12 protein-coding genes and 1 pseudogene are annotated in these 16,536 nt (G+C 50.1%); 9 read left to right on the top strand and 4 right to left on the bottom strand.

Annotated features, from left to right (window positions below):
• Window positions 1–153: 153 nt before the first annotated feature.
• Together AC286M_RS22480 and AC286M_RS22475 are read right to left on the bottom strand one after the other, a co-directional pair.
• A complete protein-coding gene (locus AC286M_RS22480; protein ID WP_488206514.1) occupies window positions 154–753 on the bottom strand; it encodes a DedA family protein in 600 nt (199 codons plus the stop codon).
• A gap of 250 nt (window positions 754–1,003) precedes the next feature.
• Entirely contained in the window at window positions 1,004–3,490 is a 2,487-nt protein-coding gene (locus tag AC286M_RS22475) for a PAS domain-containing protein (RefSeq protein WP_488206513.1), read from the bottom strand.
• 581 nt (window positions 3,491–4,071) lie between these two features.
• On the opposite strand from AC286M_RS22475, the gene argF reads away from it, so the two are divergent.
• The 3 genes from argF (at window position 4,072) to AC286M_RS22460 (ending at window position 6,912) form a co-directional block, all read left to right on the top strand.
• Window positions 4,072–4,992, top strand: coding sequence for an ornithine carbamoyltransferase (gene argF, locus AC286M_RS22470; protein ID WP_488206512.1), 921 nt, complete (start codon window positions 4,072–4,074; stop codon window positions 4,990–4,992).
• 178 nt (window positions 4,993–5,170) lie between these two features.
• Window positions 5,171–5,794 (top strand): transcriptional repressor LexA, encoded by a 624-nt coding sequence (gene lexA / locus AC286M_RS22465; protein ID WP_488206511.1) that lies wholly within the window; start codon window positions 5,171–5,173, stop codon window positions 5,792–5,794.
• A gap of 230 nt (window positions 5,795–6,024) precedes the next feature.
• Window positions 6,025–6,912, top strand: coding sequence for an SDR family oxidoreductase (locus AC286M_RS22460; protein WP_488206510.1), 888 nt, complete (start codon window positions 6,025–6,027; stop codon window positions 6,910–6,912).
• 227 nt (window positions 6,913–7,139) lie between these two features.
• Here AC286M_RS22460 and AC286M_RS22455 read toward each other — a convergent pair whose 3' ends face one another.
• A complete protein-coding gene (locus AC286M_RS22455; protein ID WP_488206509.1) occupies window positions 7,140–7,973 on the bottom strand; it encodes a tetratricopeptide repeat protein in 834 nt (277 codons plus the stop codon).
• Between the two features lie 213 nt (window positions 7,974–8,186).
• On the bottom strand, window positions 8,187–9,353 hold the full coding sequence (locus AC286M_RS22450; RefSeq protein WP_488206508.1) for a TolB-like translocation protein: 1,167 nt from the start codon (window positions 9,351–9,353) through the stop codon (window positions 8,187–8,189).
• A 247-nt stretch (window positions 9,354–9,600) separates the two neighbouring features.
• On the opposite strand from AC286M_RS22450, the gene AC286M_RS22445 reads away from it, so the two are divergent.
• The 6 genes and pseudogenes from AC286M_RS22445 to AC286M_RS22420 all read left to right on the top strand — a co-directional run bounded on the left by AC286M_RS22445 (window position 9,601) and on the right by AC286M_RS22420 (window position 16,503).
• A complete protein-coding gene (locus AC286M_RS22445; protein WP_488206507.1) occupies window positions 9,601–10,905 on the top strand; it encodes a vWA domain-containing protein in 1,305 nt (434 codons plus the stop codon).
• Between the two features lie 170 nt (window positions 10,906–11,075).
• Window positions 11,076–13,151, top strand: a complete 2,076-nt coding sequence (locus AC286M_RS22440; protein ID WP_488206506.1) for a prolyl oligopeptidase family serine peptidase — start codon at window positions 11,076–11,078, stop codon at window positions 13,149–13,151.
• A 165-nt stretch (window positions 13,152–13,316) separates the two neighbouring features.
• Window positions 13,317–14,558, top strand: coding sequence for a bifunctional ornithine acetyltransferase/N-acetylglutamate synthase (argJ, locus tag AC286M_RS22435; protein WP_488206505.1), 1,242 nt, complete (start codon window positions 13,317–13,319; stop codon window positions 14,556–14,558).
• A gap of 255 nt (window positions 14,559–14,813) precedes the next feature.
• Window positions 14,814–15,101, top strand: a complete 288-nt coding sequence (locus AC286M_RS22430) for a transposase (RefSeq protein WP_488206504.1) — start codon at window positions 14,814–14,816, stop codon at window positions 15,099–15,101.
• Between the two features lie 30 nt (window positions 15,102–15,131).
• Window positions 15,132–16,222, top strand: a pseudogene (locus AC286M_RS22425) (ISAs1 family transposase).
• Entirely contained in the window at window positions 16,183–16,503 is a 321-nt protein-coding gene (locus AC286M_RS22420; RefSeq protein ID WP_488206503.1) for a response regulator, read from the top strand. The pseudogene AC286M_RS22425 and the gene AC286M_RS22420 overlap by 40 nt, the downstream one beginning before the upstream one ends.
• Window positions 16,504–16,536 lie beyond the last annotated feature (33 nt).

The raw sequence follows: 16,536 nt of genomic DNA, 5'->3' as shown, positions 1-16,536 counted from the left end.
CGCGATTCGTGAGTGGAACTACGGTATCTTTATCGCAAATTTGCATAGCTGTACATTGTGTACCAAGGCTGAAAGATTGATTGGTCGCCGCATTACGGCGACCAATCAATCTTTGGAGTCTTCATCAGTCAAGTACAAGAATGAGTGACCAAACTATTCCCGATTGCGGCGGCGAATCACCCAAATGACAGCCCAGATAATCAAGCTAACAAGCACAATTTTGGAAATTGGCCCCAGATATTCTCCCACTCGTGTGTAGTTCTCACCCAGCAGATAGCCCAGGTAGGTCAAGAGCACCGTCCACAGCAGAGTGCCAACTGTTGAGTAAATGAAAAATGGAAAGAAGGGCATATTATAGGTGCCCGCCGGAATTGAAATCAGCGTGCGAACGCCCGGAACCAGCCGGCAGAGCAACACTGTTCGACCGCCATACTGATCAAACCAACCCTTTGCCCGATCCATATCTTGGACAGACAGTCCGGCCCATTTGCCATATTTTTCAGTCAAATAGCGCAGCCGCTTACCACCTAGCCACATTCCGGCCACGTACCACAGCACAGCGCCCAGTACTGTACCCACCACACCCGCCGTGACAGCCGGAACCGCCTGCATTTCGCCGCGTGCGATCGCAAATCCAGCCAATGGCATAATCAGCTCAGACGGAATGGGCGGAAATAGGTTTTCCAAGAACATCAAGAAGCCGATGCCGACATAACCCAAAGACGTAATGATTTCTGTAACCCAATCTGCCATATATATCGCTTCGCTCTGCTGAAAATGCTGGATTTTACTGGATTGACCGCTAGATTGATAGCTAGATGCTATTGCTGAACAGGCATAACACACACCGTAATCCTACCTGCGGTGTACCTCTACGCCTCAAGGTAGCTGCCAATCCATAGTTTGTTATCTAGAGAAGGACGTTCATTGAAACAGTGCAGTATCAATCTTTCGATACAATCTTTCGATACAGCCTTCCATAAATGCAGCGATTTAATCCAGATTAAGCCTGCTGCTTAATCGGAATTTCAATTTGAAATTCAGTACCCGTTTCTGGAGAAGATTGGCATCGGATCTGGCCATGATGCTTCTGCACCACAATTTGATGGCTAATTGACAGTCCCAAACCCGTTCCTTTCCCCACGGGCTTAGTCGTAAAAAACGGGTCAAATAGCTGCTTTTGCACCTGCTGAGGAATCCCCGGCCCGTTATCATAAATGCTAATCCGCACCTGCTGCGTTTCCGGCAGTCGCTTTGTCCGAATAATGATTTGAGGCTTAAAGTCTCGTTGCGAATCGGCACAGTTTTGCTGATCCTGCTCTAAGGCATCCAGCGCATTGGCCAAAATATTCATAAACACCTGATTCAGCTGGCTGGGATAACATTCCACTTCAGGTAGCTCGCCATAGTCCTTAATCAGTTCGACACCTGTGCCGCCTGCCCGCAGCTTCAGACGATGATGCAAAATCAGCAGTGTGCTATCAATCCCGTCGTGCAGATTAACCGCCTTCATCTCGGCTTCGTCCAGCCGAGAAAATGAGCGCAAAGACAGAACGATTTCCCGAATCCGGTCTGCTCCCACCTGAACAGAATGCAAAATTTTCCGGAAGTCTTCAATTAAGAAGTCCAGATCAATCGCTTCTATTTCCTCTCGAATAGCCGGAACTGGCTCTGGATAATGCTGCTGATAAAGCCGAAATAGGTTAATTAAATCCTGCGTATAGTTTTGAATGTAGCTCAGATTGCCGTAGATAAAGTTCACGGGATTGTTAATTTCATGGGCCACTCCCGCGACCAACTGGCCCAAACTCGACATTTTTTCGGTTTGGATGAGCTGCATCTGCATCTGCTGCAGTTCCGTCAGCGTAGACTTCAACTGTTGCGCTTGCGATCGCGCTTGTTCCGCATTCATCTGAGCCTGACCATACAGTTCAGACTGTCGAATCGCCACCCCAATTTGGCCCGCAAGCGCCTCTAGCAGCGTCAACTCATCCGGTGTCCAGTCCCGCTCTCCCCGGCATTCATGAGCAATCAGCAGCCCCCACAAATGCTCTTGCACTTGAATGGGCACAATCAGATTGGCCTGCACCTGGAGACTGCGTAAGAAATTGACGTGGCACTCATCTAAACCCGGATCATTGAGATTGGGAATCGCTCGCACACGCCCAGACGCATACAGATTGGCATACTTGTCTGGAAAGCAGTCATCTGCACCAATTTCACCCAGTACAGACTGCCACGGCTCAATCACATCTTCCGTTACCACCACCCCATGCCAGTCTTCCAAAAACTGGTACACCACCACTCGATCCGTATCGAGCAGCTGGCGAACTTGCTGAACCACAGTTTGCAGAATTGTCTCTAAGTCTAGGCTGCTGCGAATTTGCGCGGCCACGTTATTAATAATTTTTTCCCGCTGAGCCAATTTTTTATACTTGGCTCGCGATTGACGCAGCAGGTCTTCCGCCTGCTTACGCTCCGTCACATCCTCAATCGTGCCAAGTAGCCCAATCACATTGCCATCAGCATCGTGCAGCGGCAGCTTGCTCGTTTCGCGCCACGTCAATTTGCCATCAGCCTGCATTTGCGACTGCTTAATCCGCAGCATCGGCGTGTCTGTATCCATCACCTGGCGATCGCACTTGAGATACCACTCCTGCTGCTCAGGTGTCCAAGGCAAATCCGCATCGGTTAGGCCAATCACCTGTTCCGAATCAACGCCTGCCATCTCAGCCCAGCGCCGATTGCAGCCCAAATAGACAGAGTCACGATTCTTCCAAAAAATGTACTGGGGAATGTTGTCCAGCACCAGTTCCAGCAGCTCTTTGTCAGTCAGAGCCTGATATGAACCATTCAAACTAAGGGATACGGTGGCCTTCTTGCCTGGGCTATCCAGTTGCTTCGACTCACCCTTCTTTGGCGCATCAGCATCATCTGAATTCGCCGGATTGAAATTGACTGCTGCAGAGTCAATAGATGCAGCATCCAATTCTGGCATTTCTGCCCCAATCATCGGCAACACCGTTACGGGTTGATCAGACCGTGGACTACCTGCAAGACCACCCGCCGCCACGACGACTCGGCCAATGCTGAGGATCTGCTGCACCATACCCTCTTCATCCAAAAGAGGGCTGTAAGTAACATCGTACCCAACTTGAGCTGAGCCAATGGGTAAATTGTGATAGGTATGCAGCGATTGTCCTGTTTGGATAACCTGCTTTAGATGACCATGAATTTGCGTTAGCGTCGGCTGTAGCGCTGCATATTGTTTAATTTGGCTCAGCTCAAGATTCGTTTTACCAATATAGGTTTGAGCTGGAATGCCTAACAGTTTAACGATGGATTGATTCACAGAGCAGTAGCGCCCAACCGCGTCATAAACTGCGATCGCATCCACTGCCTGCTGAAAGAGAGGTGTTACTGTCTCGGCAACCATAGAAGCTTGTGTTAGGTCAGATGGCTTGTACTTTTCGACGTCAGACTCGACCATAGCGGCACTAAATTATCGTTGCTTAACCAACCATCCCTGATTGCGAATCTGATCGGACATAAGATGGAACGTGACTCAATCGAGATCCAGTAGCTTACGGCTTCATAATGCCCATCAGTATCCACAATGTATCGCCCATGATTAACTGTAATTATTAAGCTCTAACTCAAGTATGAAATATTCTTGGGTTAAGGCACAGTATAAAATTCAATATTCAGTTCAGGTATAGATTTGATTCAGCTTAGGTATAGATTTGCGATCGCTTAAAAACTTGCAGGTATCTCTTTCACATAACCTTCAGATACCTAATGATGTATTAGTAACATTCTTAGTGATATCGAGATGATATCGAGGTCACCAACCCATCAAATTGGTTTCAGCCTTACAACTATTCTCACGTTTTGACTCTATCTCCGGAATGATATTCAATTTTCCTCAAAATATCGGGGTTTCAACCCCACTCTCGCATCGCTGAACATCGCCAACTAGGCCAGAGAATTTTCTTGCTGTACAGACTGGACTATCGCGACTCAATGAGATCTGGTAGGGTTTTATTTTCATTGATTGCAGCAGGGAAAAGCATGGAGTCGCTCAAGGGAAGAGATTTACTTAGCCTCGCCGATTTAAGTCGGGATGAACTGCTAGGACTGATTCAGCTGGCCGCCGATCTCAAAACCGGTAAGCTAGCCCCCCAATGTCGAAAGTCGCTCGGTCTCATTTTCAGCAAAGCCTCAACCCGCACGCGAGTGAGCTTCTCAGTCGCAATGTATCAACTGGGTGGACAGGTTCTCGATCTCAGCACGGGCAACACCCAAATGGGACGCGGTGAACCGGTAGAAGATACCGCTCGTGTTCTCGATCGCTATCTGGACGTGCTGGCTATTCGCACCTTTGAGCAAGCGGAAATCGAAACCTTTGCCCACTACGCTACCATTCCGGTTATTAATGCCCTCACCGATCTAGAACATCCCTGCCAAATTTTGGCCGACCTACTCACCGTACAGGAAGAATTTGGCACCCTCGAAGGGCTGACGGTCACCTATTTAGGCGATGGCAACAATGTTGCCCACTCCTTGATGATCGGCTGTGCCCTCGCTGGAATCAATATCCGCGTTGCCACTCCAGTTGGTTATGAGCCTGCCCCCGCTGTCGTCGAGCAGACTCAAGCCATTGCCTGCGATCGCAGCCAAGTCTTGGTCACTCAAGATGCCGAACTCGCCACCAAAGGCAGCAATGTCCTCTATACAGACGTCTGGGCCAGCATGGGACAAGAAGATCTGGCCAATGAGCGCATTCCCCTATTTAAGCCTTACCAAATCAACGAGCCGCTGTTAAGTCTTGCTGATCCCAAAGCCATTGTTCTGCACTGTCTACCCGCCCATCGCGAAGAAGAAATTACCAATGCCGTTATCGAAGGTTCACAATCGCGAGTCTGGGATGAAGCTGAAAATCGCATGCATGCCCAAAAAGCCCTCCTAGCGGCGTTACTCGGTGCGCTGTAGTTAATCTCAACTCATTTCAAAATTGTCGTGGTGAGAGCCAGGTTTCGCCTCTCACCACCATCAAAAACGGATTGCGTAACGATTTCTAATAATTTTAGCCAAAGTGTATTTACCTGATGGTACGCTTGTTCTAAGATGATAAGGATGACCCTTAACCGTCTGCGAGCAGACCCACACTATGGCTACCGATACCTTAACCAAAGCTCAACAGGAGCTGTACGACTGGTTAGTTGACTACATCCGTCGCAACCAATATTCTCCTTCAATTCGTCAAATGATGAAAGCGATGGGGCTAAAATCACCCGCTCCCATCCAGAGCCGCTTGGAGCATCTCAAAAACAAGGGCTATATCGACTGGCATGAAGGCAAAGCTCGTACTCTTCGCATTCTTAAATCCCCTCAAGGTGTACCCATTTGCGGTGCGATCGCAGCTGGTGCTCTAGTCGAGTCTTTCACTGATACGGTCGAGCATCTGGATCTGTCTGCCCTACCGCTACAGCCCCAAGACTTTGCGCTCAGAGTGCGGGGTGACAGCATGATCGATGCCCTGATTGATCAGGGCGATGTTGTTATTATGCGTCCCGTTCGCGATCCGCAGTCCCTCAAAAACGGCGTCATTGTTGCCGCCAGAGTAGAGGGCGATGGTACAACCCTCAAGTACTTCTACCGCGAAGGGGATAAGGTGATGCTGAAGCCAGCGAACAGCCGCTACACGCCCATTGAAGTAGACGCTAAAAAAGTTGATATTCAAGGCACTCTCGTTGCTGTTTGGCGCGGCTATGATCCATCACTAAAAGCCTAATTGACGCCTGTTTGAACAGCCTGATACAGCGAAACTATCGGTTGGCTGAGGGCAAAATTAGAAAAAGACGATACATTGATCTCTGTTTCGTCGTGGCATCTGTCAAGTTGGATTACCAGCTCGTGGTCTGTTGAGTAGAGGGCTTGTATTATAAGTTCTCTACTAGACTTTGATTATGAGCTTACGCTTGATCGTCATGACGCTTAGCTGTCGATGAGAGAGGTATCGTCATGTTTCTAGTGACAGGGGCTACGGGAGGTTTAGGTCACCGCATTGTGCAGTCACTCCGTCGGGATGATCAGCCCGTGCGTGCCTTTGTGCGATTAACCTCGCACTATACTCCCTTGGAACAGCATGGGGCCGAAATTTGCATCGGCGATTTGCGGCAACTGCGGGATATTGAGCGAGCTATGCAGGGCGTTGAGTATGTGATCAGCGCTCATGGTTCTAGCGACTCCAACGGCGGCAGCGCTCAAGACTTGGACTATCGTGCCAATATTGACTTAATTGACCAGGCAAAAGCCGCCGGAGTTAAGCACTTTGTGTTTATTTCGGTTTTGGGAGCCGATCGCGGCTACGAAGATGCACCTGTATTTAAAGCCAAGCGTGCCGTTGAAAAATATCTGCAAGACAGTGGGCTCAACTATACAATTCTGCGACCGTCTGGCTTTGCGTCCAACTTATTGCCTCTAGCCGAACGGTTTCGTCGGACAGGCATCTATTTGCTGATTGGTGATGCCAAGAGCCGCACCTCAATCGTCAGCACCGACGATCTGGCTGCAGTTGCTGCCCAGTCCGTTCACAAGGAAGGAGCGTTCAACCAGATTTTTGCCGTAGGGGGGCCAGAAATCCTCACACGCGATGACATTCCCCGCATTTTTGGCCGCCTTTTTAATCGGGAACCGATCATCATCAATGTGCCACTGATGGTGCTAGACGGTGCCCGTAATCTAGTCGGCATATTTGATGCTTCCACTCAAAAAGCCCTTGGCACGTTTCGCACGCTGCTCGCTAATGAGTTTTACTGTACTCCAGCAGAAATTGAGCGCTTAGAAACCGTATTTGACATCAAGATGGAGACGCTAGAGCAGTTTATCCGTCGATATCTCAGTACTTAATGTTACGACCCTCACCCAAATCTTATCCAAGTTTCCTGACTTAGGACTTACGCAATTGAATGGATTTTTGGGGCGCAGAGCGCCCCAAAAATCCATTCAAGATCCAAGTTTTTCGTTCGCTGAGCGTAAGTCCTAATGACAAAGATTTGAGGTGAGGGCAATCATGCATCAGGAGAATACGCTGTACAGGCACGTCGCGATACGGCGGCACATGCCCTTTTTGATATCTAACCCATTGCTCTTAGCATCCGCTCCCCTTGACGGACAAAATGCCGATTCTTGCGGTACTGAAACGGTACCAGGCTTTTGACTTTAATAATCATGGTTTCCAGTGCTTCCCGTGCTTCAATGACATCGCCCCGCTGGTGATGGGCTTGAGCTAACCACAGAAACGCTTCCGGATGACTCCACTGTTTCAAATGCAGCTGTAAATGCGCGATCGCAGTTTCGATTTCACCCAAATTCAGCAAAACCTGTCCATAAGCCAGCGATGCCTCGCCGTAGGAGTAGTTAGGCTGCACCTGAATTAACCGCGCCAGATGCTCTTTTGCTGTGCCAAAATCATTGAGCTGGCAAGCGATTGATGCTGATCCCCAGAGCGCTTTAGGATTGTTTGGTTCCTGAGCGAGCGCTTGTTGGTATGCCTCGAAGGACGGCTTCTTCTCTCCCAACAGGTACAGGACATCGCCCAGCTTAATGTATTGGTGAGCTTTGCCGATGTGCTTAACAGCCGCCTCTGCTTGCCACAGCTCATCCCGCAGTCTGCGCCGCATCGTTAGCGGAGCCAAGATTTTGAATTGGGGGTGGCGAGGTGCCCAGCGCAGGCAAAAGTAAAACACCGCACCAATAACATTCAGGAAAATCATCACCCACAGCCACAAGGAACGCTCCTTACGTCCATACTTCAAGCAGTCGTACAGCATCCAGATCCAAAAGGCCGTTCCAATCAATCCAATTGGGCCTAAAATTCCAAACAGCATAGACAGCATGGACTGTTCTCCTCCCTCAAAAGGTTGATGTCTTATCCCCAGTTGCGATCGCGATACAGTCAGAATTCCCATCACATGGTGATCAAGTGGGTTTCTGTATAAACCTGGTTCTCAACTTAGATTTCACTCCTAAGGGGGATGAAGTCTCAGCCAAAATGATTAGCATTCCTTATCTCCGCTCTGTACTCATACCAGTTCTGCAATTTGAGACTACAGGTCTGGGACGAAGTGCTAAGCGCTGAAGACGGAGTGGTTAATTCGCCTCACTCCTCTGGCCTCACCGAATCAAGACAGGACGGTAACGCTTTCAATCCAATTGCCGACCATCAACCGCTGCCGCTGACCGTTTGGGGTAATCCCATAGATGGCGCTCCCATTGGTGTAAACCACCGTGCCATCATCAGCCAAATCGTAGGCCAATACGCCTTCTGCCAAGAGTTCTGGCTCACCTTGCACAGGTTGCCGCACGAGCTGCCAGGAGCGGGGCACCAGGGATGGTGCATCTGCTTCGCGAACATCGCGATCGCGGATTAACTCTGGCGTAATCCAATCGCCCCAGGCTTTCAGCGTTCTGGGTTGAACCTTTTGGCCCGTGCTGGATGTCATGAGTGGCTTGCCGGTATAGATTTGGCTAAAAAAGTTGAACCACTGGAAGATGGCGTAGACAATCCGAAACGGCATCAGGAGCAAATCTTTCAAAAATTGGCCCAGGTGGAATGATCGACCCAAGGGACGGTAGGGACGACGAATGTAGTACAGCAATCCATCAGCGCCAATTTGGGGACTGAGTAAATCGGATTTTGGATCAGCCGCCAGCGTCAGCACATCTTGCTTAGCGAAATCTAATTTTTCAATTGCAAAAGGAGCGCGATTGCAGACATAACCTTCGCTGTTGCGGGCAATGCCAGCCGATTGGAAGACTAACGCTTGCTGATTGGGAATCCAGTGAGGAGCCAAGTCAATGGAATCCCCTTCTGTAACGATTTGGGGACGCGCACCGTCAAGCGGCATAGTGGCGATATTCGAGATACCTGTCGGATAATTGACCGCGCAAGCAATGAGCTGCTGCTTGACATTGAAATCCAGGTGGCCGACTCCAAAATCACTGTTGTGAAAGAGCCGATCTTCGCGATCGCAACTCGGATCAAAGGCAAATATGCCGCCAACTGTGCCTGCTTCTAGGGCATACAGCAGCTTTCCTTCCGCCACTGGACATAAACTGGAAATCTCAACCTTGACGGATGCTTCAGCCTGCTGCTCTAGCTGTTCTGCCATACTTGGCGGCAGCATCATCTCCATCAGACCACGATTCTTCCAGGCTTTGTTGCGTTTTAGTTTAAGCACACGCTCCTGAACGGTTTGACCGAACTGGCTTTCAATTTCTCGAAGCGAATTGGCGTCGGATCTGAGATAGAGCTTGCCCTGAGACAAATAGGCGATCTGAGGAAACATAATGCATGCAGCTACTCGTTATCGAAAGTATTCCCCAACCGTCACATGGATTCACCAAGTCATGGCCGCGTTTATCTGACACATAAATTTGTATAAATCTACGTGTTCCTGCTTGTATAAAAGTATCTATATTTTCTACACAAAGATTATTAATGATTATTGATTGTGCAAAGAATGCTGTGCTGAACTTGCCACTTATCCGGGATTGTCAGGCATGATGGGGAGATAATGGCTCAACGATTTGCACATGGCTATTCCTCAAATACAGCTAATTCCGCTAAGAGACGCTGTTCGATTCGACACAGTGGAATTACTGGATGTGCTGGTCAGGGTGGTTCCACCTCGTTCCGACGTTGTCCAACCGCATCCTCCCTTGAACTTGTGCTTAGTGATCGATCGGTCAAGTTCAATGAGTTGGGACTATCGAATCGGCTATGCCAAAGCGGCTGCGATCGCAATTGTCAAACAGCTTCGACCCTGCGATCGCATTAGCATCGTCGTATTTGATCGCCATGCCAAAGTCGTGCAGCGCAGTATTCCCGTGCGCAATCCTGCCGCCATTGAGAAAACCATTGAGCAGATTCAGCTTGGATACGGCACTAACGTTCATGCTGGCTGGTTAAAAGGAGTTCAGCAAATTCGACGGCATCAACAGTCTAACTACATTAACCGAGTCATTTTGCTCTCAGACGGCCTAGTGACAGCAGGTGAGACGCGGGAAGAAGTAATTTTCGAGCAGGTTGTTCAGCAGCAGAGCCAGCATCGGATTTCGACGACAACCATAGGCGTCGGTAGCCGATTTAATGAACGGCTCTTGAAGCTAATTGCCAACTACGGTGGCGGCAACTATCACTACATTGAATCGGCTCATCGGCTGCCGAGTGTGCTAGGGCTGGAACTTCAGGGGTTATCTCGTGCCTGTCTACAGCGAGTTCACCTCAAAATTGAACCCTATGGGAACGTACAGCAGGTTGATATTCTGAATGATTTGGGACAAACGCTAAGTGGAGCGATTAAGCTGCCCGACTTGGTCAGCGGCCTAAACTTCAATGTGATTGTGCGTCTACATATTCCAGCCCACACGGAAACCGATTTGCTGTGTCGCTTCCGATTGTCCTGGGATGTAGCCACTGAAATTCCCGCAGATGTCGATATTGTGCGACGTGAAACTCAGATATGCGGGCTGCAGTTACCTCCCGTTCCTGCAGCCCGCATATCTGAGTTTCCACCCTCTCCGGACGTACAAGAGCACGTGGCCTTAATGGAATCGGCACGGGCGAAAAAGCTGGCGATTCACGATGCCAATCGCGGTCAATACGATCGGGCCCAACAGCGGCTCCGATTAGCCCGAATTAACCTATTACAAATCAATCACTCCTACAGCTCAACCATCCTCAAACTAGAAATGCGATCGCTCCTAGAATTGGAACAACTGCTGCAAAAGCATCAGGTACAGCAGTTCCGCAAGCGAGCCGACTACGAGGCCTATCACGCAACCCGCAGCCCCTATCAGGACACGCTAGAGCAGCACTATGACGATACGTTGAGTTGAGAACGTTTGAACAAGTGGTGAATCAAGGTTGCACGTTGCCAACATCCTGGAGGTGCGATCGCACAACATCACAAAAGCAGCGTAAGGATTCTATCTTTCAACGGGAAACCTGAGTGGCGAACGCGCTAGAGTAGCAGTAATATTGCCCTCACGTTATTTTGCAAAGATATATGACCGTTTTTCAGCCTTCATTTCGCTATCCAGCCACTCATCACAGCGATCAGGTAGACACCTATCACGGCGTAACCGTTGCCGATCCCTATCGCTGGTTGGAAGATCCCGATTCACCGGAGACACGAACCTGGATCGAGGCCGAAAACAAAATTACATTTGATTATTTAGAACAGTTGCCCGCTCGCAAAACAATTCAGCAGCGCCTCCAGCAGCTTTGGAACTATGAGCGCTATGGTAATCCATTTAAAGTTTGCGATCGCTATTTTTATTTCCGCAACAGCGGCCTGCAAAACCAGAGCGTCCTCTACACTCTGCCGGATTTAGAGGCTGAGCCACGGGTATTGCTTGACCCAAATACCTGGTCTGACGATGGCACGATCGCGCTGTCGGGTTTAGCGATCAGCGAAGACGGGCATTGGTTAGCCTATGGTCTGTCCTCTTCAGGTTCTGACTGGAAAGAATGGAAAGTCCGCAATATTGAAACAGGTGAAGATTTAGAGGATCACCTAAAATGGGTGAAATTTTCCGGTACGGCTTGGACACTTGACCATAAGGGCTTTTTCTACAGTCGCTATGACGAGCCGAATGAAGCGACTCAGTATGAGGATATCAACTATTACCAAAAGCTTTACTATCATCGTCTCGGCACGCCTCAGAGTGATGATCAGTTAGTCTACGAACGTCCTGACCAGAAAAACTGGATGTTCAATGCCGATGTCACCGAAGACGGTAATTATCTGATTATCTACGTTTCCCAAGGCACCGATCCGCGCAACCTGATTTTCTATAAAGACCTTAGTCAGCCCGATGCAGAAATCGTAGAGCTGATTCCAGAGTTCGAAGCCCATTTCTCTATGATTGATAATGATGGCTCGTTGTTTTGGTTTTCGACCGATCTGAATGCGCCGAAAGGTCGGGTGATTGGCATTGACGTGACTCGACCCGAGCGGGAGAACTGGATTGAACTGATTCCTGAATCAGAGGACACGCTGGAAGGCGTGAGCGTTCTGAATAATCAGTTTATTGTCTTCTATCTCAAAGATGCCTACACCCAGATCAAAGTCTTTGAGCTAGACGGCACGTTTGTGCGCGATTTTCCGCTGCCGGGGATTGGCTCGGTCGGCGGCTTCAGCGGCAAGCGCCACGATACGGAAACTTTCTACAGCTTTACCGGGTTCACCACCCCAACCACGATTTATCGCTACGACTTTACGACCGACACCAGCACCGTCTTCCGTCAGCCCCAGATTGACTTTGACCCGGATGCGTTTGAAACCCAGCAGGTGTTCTACACCAGCAAAGATGGGACTCGCATTCCCATGTTCATCACCCATCGCAAAGGGTTAGAGCTAAATGGGAACAATCCCACCTATCTTTATGGTTACGGCGGATTCAACATATCGCTATCCCCTACCTTTTCAGTCAGCAATCTAGTTTGGCTGGAAATAGGCGGTGTCTATGCCGTGCCCAATCTGCGGGGTGGTGGTGAGTATGGCGAAGAGTGGCACCAGGCAGGCACAAAGCTGAATAAGCAAAATGTATTTAACGATTTCATTGCGGCGGCTGAATGGCTGATCAAAGAAGGCTATACCTGTCCTGAAAAGCTGGCAATTGGTGGCGGCAGCAACGGTGGTCTGCTCGTGGGAGCCTGCATGACGCAGCGGCCCGATTTATTTGCGGCGGCACTGCCTGCTGTGGGCGTACTAGATATGCTGCGCTTTCATAAGTTCACCATCGGCTGGGCCTGGACATCGGACTATGGTTCTCCGGATGATCCTGAGGAGTTCAAGGCACTCTATGCTTACTCACCGCTGCATAATTTGAAGCCAGATACAGAATATCCAGCCACGCTAATTACAACGGCAGATCATGATGATCGAGTTGTACCGGCTCACAGCTTTAAGTTTGCGGCAGCACTGCAAGCGGCTCATGCTGGGAAAAATCCGGTGCTAATTCGGATTGAAACGAAGGCCGGTCACGGAGCGGGCAAACCCACCGCCAAGATGATTGAAGAAGTGAGCGATCGCTGGGCCTTTGTTGCCGACAATCTCAACATGAAACTTAATCCTTGATGCATCTCCGGTTAGGCCGGAGAACTGGCCAACGGTGGTACTCAGGACGATGTATCTTGATCTTCTGACATGCGGAGAATGATTCAGCGAACTGAATTGTGCCGTTGCTCCCGCTGTCCTTGCTATAATCGCGTCGCACTGTTGAACGCGATTTAATCAAAAGCTATGGCGGATTGGCAAATCATTTCAGGTGGTGTAACCGCGCCCAAAGGATTTCAGGCAGCAGGGATTACAGCCGGACTCAAACCATCCGGTACCCCTGATCTGGCACTGATTGTTTCAGAAACTGATGCGATCGCAGCCGGAGTGTTCACCACCAGCCAGGTACGCGCTGCCTGTGTCGATTACTGCCGTGAAAAACTACAGGCCAAGCCCAGTGCCCGCGCCATTCTTTGCAATGCTGGGCAGGCCAATGCCGCTACTGGACAAGCGGGTTGGCAAGATGCTGTCGAAAGTGCCGAATGCGTGGCGCAAGCATTGAACATTTCAGCAGATGCGGTGCTGGTTGCTTCGACTGGAGTCATTGGTCAGCGCATCAAAATGGATCTTCTGAAAGCTGGCGTCCCTCAAGCCGTGGCCCAATTGACCATTGATGGCTCCGATCAAGCCGCCAGAGCAATTTGCACCACCGATTTAGTGCCCAAGACGATTGCGCTGGAAACCCATATCGACAATCGCCCTGTGCGGATCGGCGGTATTGCCAAGGGTTCAGGCATGATTCACCCCAATATGGCGACTATGCTGTCGTTTATCACCTGCGACGCTGGCATCTCCCCCCATATTTGGCAGGAAATGCTAGGTCGAGCAGTTGATAAGAGCTTTAATCAAATTACGGTGGATGGCGACACCAGCACCAACGATACGGTGTATGCCTTAGCCAATGGTCAATCCCGTACACCAGCTATTACCGAGATGAACGCCGAAGCCGAAAAGCTGGAGGCAATGCTGACTGAAGTTTGCATTTATCTAGCAAAAGCGATCGCACGTGACGGAGAAGGTGCAACCTGCCTGATTGAGGCCCAGATCACTGGGGCCCCCAGTGACGCAGCAGCCCGCAAAGTGGCCAAAACCGTCGTTGGCTCATCTTTAGTCAAATCAGCTATCTTTGGCCGTGATCCCAACTGGGGCCGCATTGCAGGCGCAGCGGGACGTGCAGGCGTACCATTTGATCAGGAAAATTTACGAATTCAGCTGGGCGATTTCGTCATGATGGATCAAGGACAGCCGCAACCCTTTGATCGACAGGCGGCCAATGCCTATCTCCAGCAGGCGGCAGCCGGCGAATATTTACAAAGTGATACGGTTCTGATTCAGGTTGACCTTGGCGCAGGCTCTGGCTCCGGTGTCGCTTGGGGCTGTGATCTGAGCTATGACTACGTCAAGATCAATGCTGAATATACAACTTAGTCCAGTCGTAGTTACTAGACTTTATCGGAAATTATTTTGTAGCGCGGCGGATCCGCGCTACAAAATAATTTCCGACCCCAAAAACTTTATTTCCAAGAAAGTCTACTCATTAAAGAGCGAAAGAAAAACACGGTCGTGCTAGGCACGAACCGCGTTATAGCAGAAGCTGAGATAATACCACTCACCTCAGCGACTACTATGCCCTACGATAGCCTGTACGGATTTCGCCAGTGCGCCCATCAGTATTGAGGATGGGTGCATGATGCAACCTTTGAACTCATTGATGCGGTGTTGACGACACGGCAAGCGTCCAGCTTTGTCGACCTCTCGCGCTCTCCATTCTTTCGTCGCCAATGGCCGAGTATCTATAGCGCGGTACATGACAGCCGACCGCAGCGTCGCCAACTGATGCGACTGTACCTAGAGCAACTGCCGCAGGAGGAGCCAGTGGTGTTGGCCGGAGACCATACGGCATGGCCCCGTCCAGATGCAAGGGCAAACGCATCAAAAGTAGAAAGTGAGTCGGAGGGATGTGTAGGGTAGAGGAAATGATGTCGAACAGAGAACAATCGAATGAACCGCCAGCCATTAACCAGCATAGCCGACCACTTTAGCTGCGTTGAAGATCCACGAATGGAGCGCAGTAAAAAGCATGAGCTCATCGATATCCTCACAATGGCAATCTTAGCGGTCATCTGCGGAGCCGATGGCTGGGTCGGCATCAGAGCTATGGTCAAGCCAAATATGACTGGCTGCGAACGTTTCTAGCCTTACCCAACGGCATTCCTAGTCATGACACGTTTGCGCGGGTGTTTGCACGACTGTCGCCCGAGCAAATGCAAGAGAGTTTTCTGCGTTGGGTGCGGACAGTCAGCCAAGTCAGCGATGGAGAGGTGATTGCCTTAGATGGTAAAACGGCGCGAGGGTCATATGAGACGGGTGGAGCCAAAGGAGCTATCCATATGGTGAGTGCCTGGGCCCATCAAAATCGCTTGGTCTTGGCTCAGCGAAAAGTGGATGAGAAGTCCAATGAAATTACCGCCATTCCCCAACTCCTGCGCGTGCTCGATATTGAAGGGTGTATCGTGACCCTAGATGCGATGCTCAAGGGGGAGACTATGTTCTGGCGCTCAGGCAATCAAGGCCACCTATATAACAACGTTCAGCAGCTGTTTGAGTGGGCACAGGCACAGGCCTTTGAGGGAATTGAGCATGATTTCAGCGAAACGCTTGAGGCTCATCATGGTCGCATCGAAAAGCGACGCTGTTGAAGCCTGGGACAGGTTGAACTGCTCATTGATGCTCAGCAATGGACTCGGGTCAGTAGCGTGGCGATGGTAGAGTCGCTGCGCACCTGTGGTCAAACCGTCAGTCGCCAACTGCGGTACTACATCAGTTCCCTAGCTCCCGATGCCCAGCGCTTAGCGGCATCGATTCGCTCCCACTGGAGCATCGAAAATCCGCTGCATTGGTTGTTAGATGTAGCCTTTCGCGAAGATGAGTGCCGCATCCGCAGTGGGCATGCTCCAGAAAATTTCACAGTACTGAGGCATTTGGCGTTGAGTGCCTTGAATCAGGAGGAGACAGCTCGTGTTGGGGTGAAAAACAAGCGGTTACGGGCTGGATGGGACAACCAGTATCTGCTCAAAGTCCTGGCGAGTTAAGATGCGTTTGCCCTTCAGTCTTGGCCGATTTAGGCACCTTTGCTCCTAATATTCTCATCTGCGATATCGGCATGTCCGATATGGACGGCTGCACTCTCCTCCAACAGATCCGGGCTTTGTCGGAAACCCACGGTGGCAGTATTCCGGCGATTGCGGTTACCGCAATCGCCTATGGAGAAGATCGCCAGCGGGCATTAGATTATGGTTTTCAGCAACACATCGCCAAACCAATTGAGCCAGAGCAATTAGCAAGCGCGATCGCTGAGTTGACCATGAAGTGACAGCCATTACCAAAATCGTTGCTCAGGACATTC

This window comes from Thainema salinarum CENA647 (assembly GCF_057732415.1).
Note: the sequence above shows the minus strand (reverse complement) of the source record. Positions and strands in the feature narration are given on the sequence as shown.

Excerpts from the sequence above, each read along its gene's own strand:
- AC286M_RS22480 (WP_488206514.1), bottom strand. The coding sequence starts at position 753 with ATGGCAGATTGGGTTACAGAAATCATTACGTCTTTGGGTTATGTCGGC.
- AC286M_RS22475 (WP_488206513.1), bottom strand. The coding sequence starts at position 3,490 with ATGGTCGAGTCTGACGTCGAAAAGTACAAGCCATCTGACCTAACACAA.
- argF (WP_488206512.1), top strand. The coding sequence starts at position 4,072 with ATGGAGTCGCTCAAGGGAAGAGATTTACTTAGCCTCGCCGATTTAAGT.
- lexA (WP_488206511.1), top strand. The coding sequence starts at position 5,171 with ATGGCTACCGATACCTTAACCAAAGCTCAACAGGAGCTGTACGACTGG.
- AC286M_RS22460 (WP_488206510.1), top strand. The coding sequence starts at position 6,025 with ATGTTTCTAGTGACAGGGGCTACGGGAGGTTTAGGTCACCGCATTGTG.
- AC286M_RS22455 (WP_488206509.1), bottom strand. The coding sequence starts at position 7,973 with ATGGGAATTCTGACTGTATCGCGATCGCAACTGGGGATAAGACATCAA.
- AC286M_RS22450 (WP_488206508.1), bottom strand. The coding sequence starts at position 9,353 with ATGTTTCCTCAGATCGCCTATTTGTCTCAGGGCAAGCTCTATCTCAGA.
- AC286M_RS22445 (WP_488206507.1), top strand. The coding sequence starts at position 9,601 with ATGGCTATTCCTCAAATACAGCTAATTCCGCTAAGAGACGCTGTTCGA.
- AC286M_RS22440 (WP_488206506.1), top strand. The coding sequence starts at position 11,076 with ATGACCGTTTTTCAGCCTTCATTTCGCTATCCAGCCACTCATCACAGC.
- argJ (WP_488206505.1), top strand. The coding sequence starts at position 13,317 with ATGGCGGATTGGCAAATCATTTCAGGTGGTGTAACCGCGCCCAAAGGA.
- AC286M_RS22420 (WP_488206503.1), top strand. The coding sequence starts at position 16,183 with ATGGGACAACCAGTATCTGCTCAAAGTCCTGGCGAGTTAAGATGCGTT.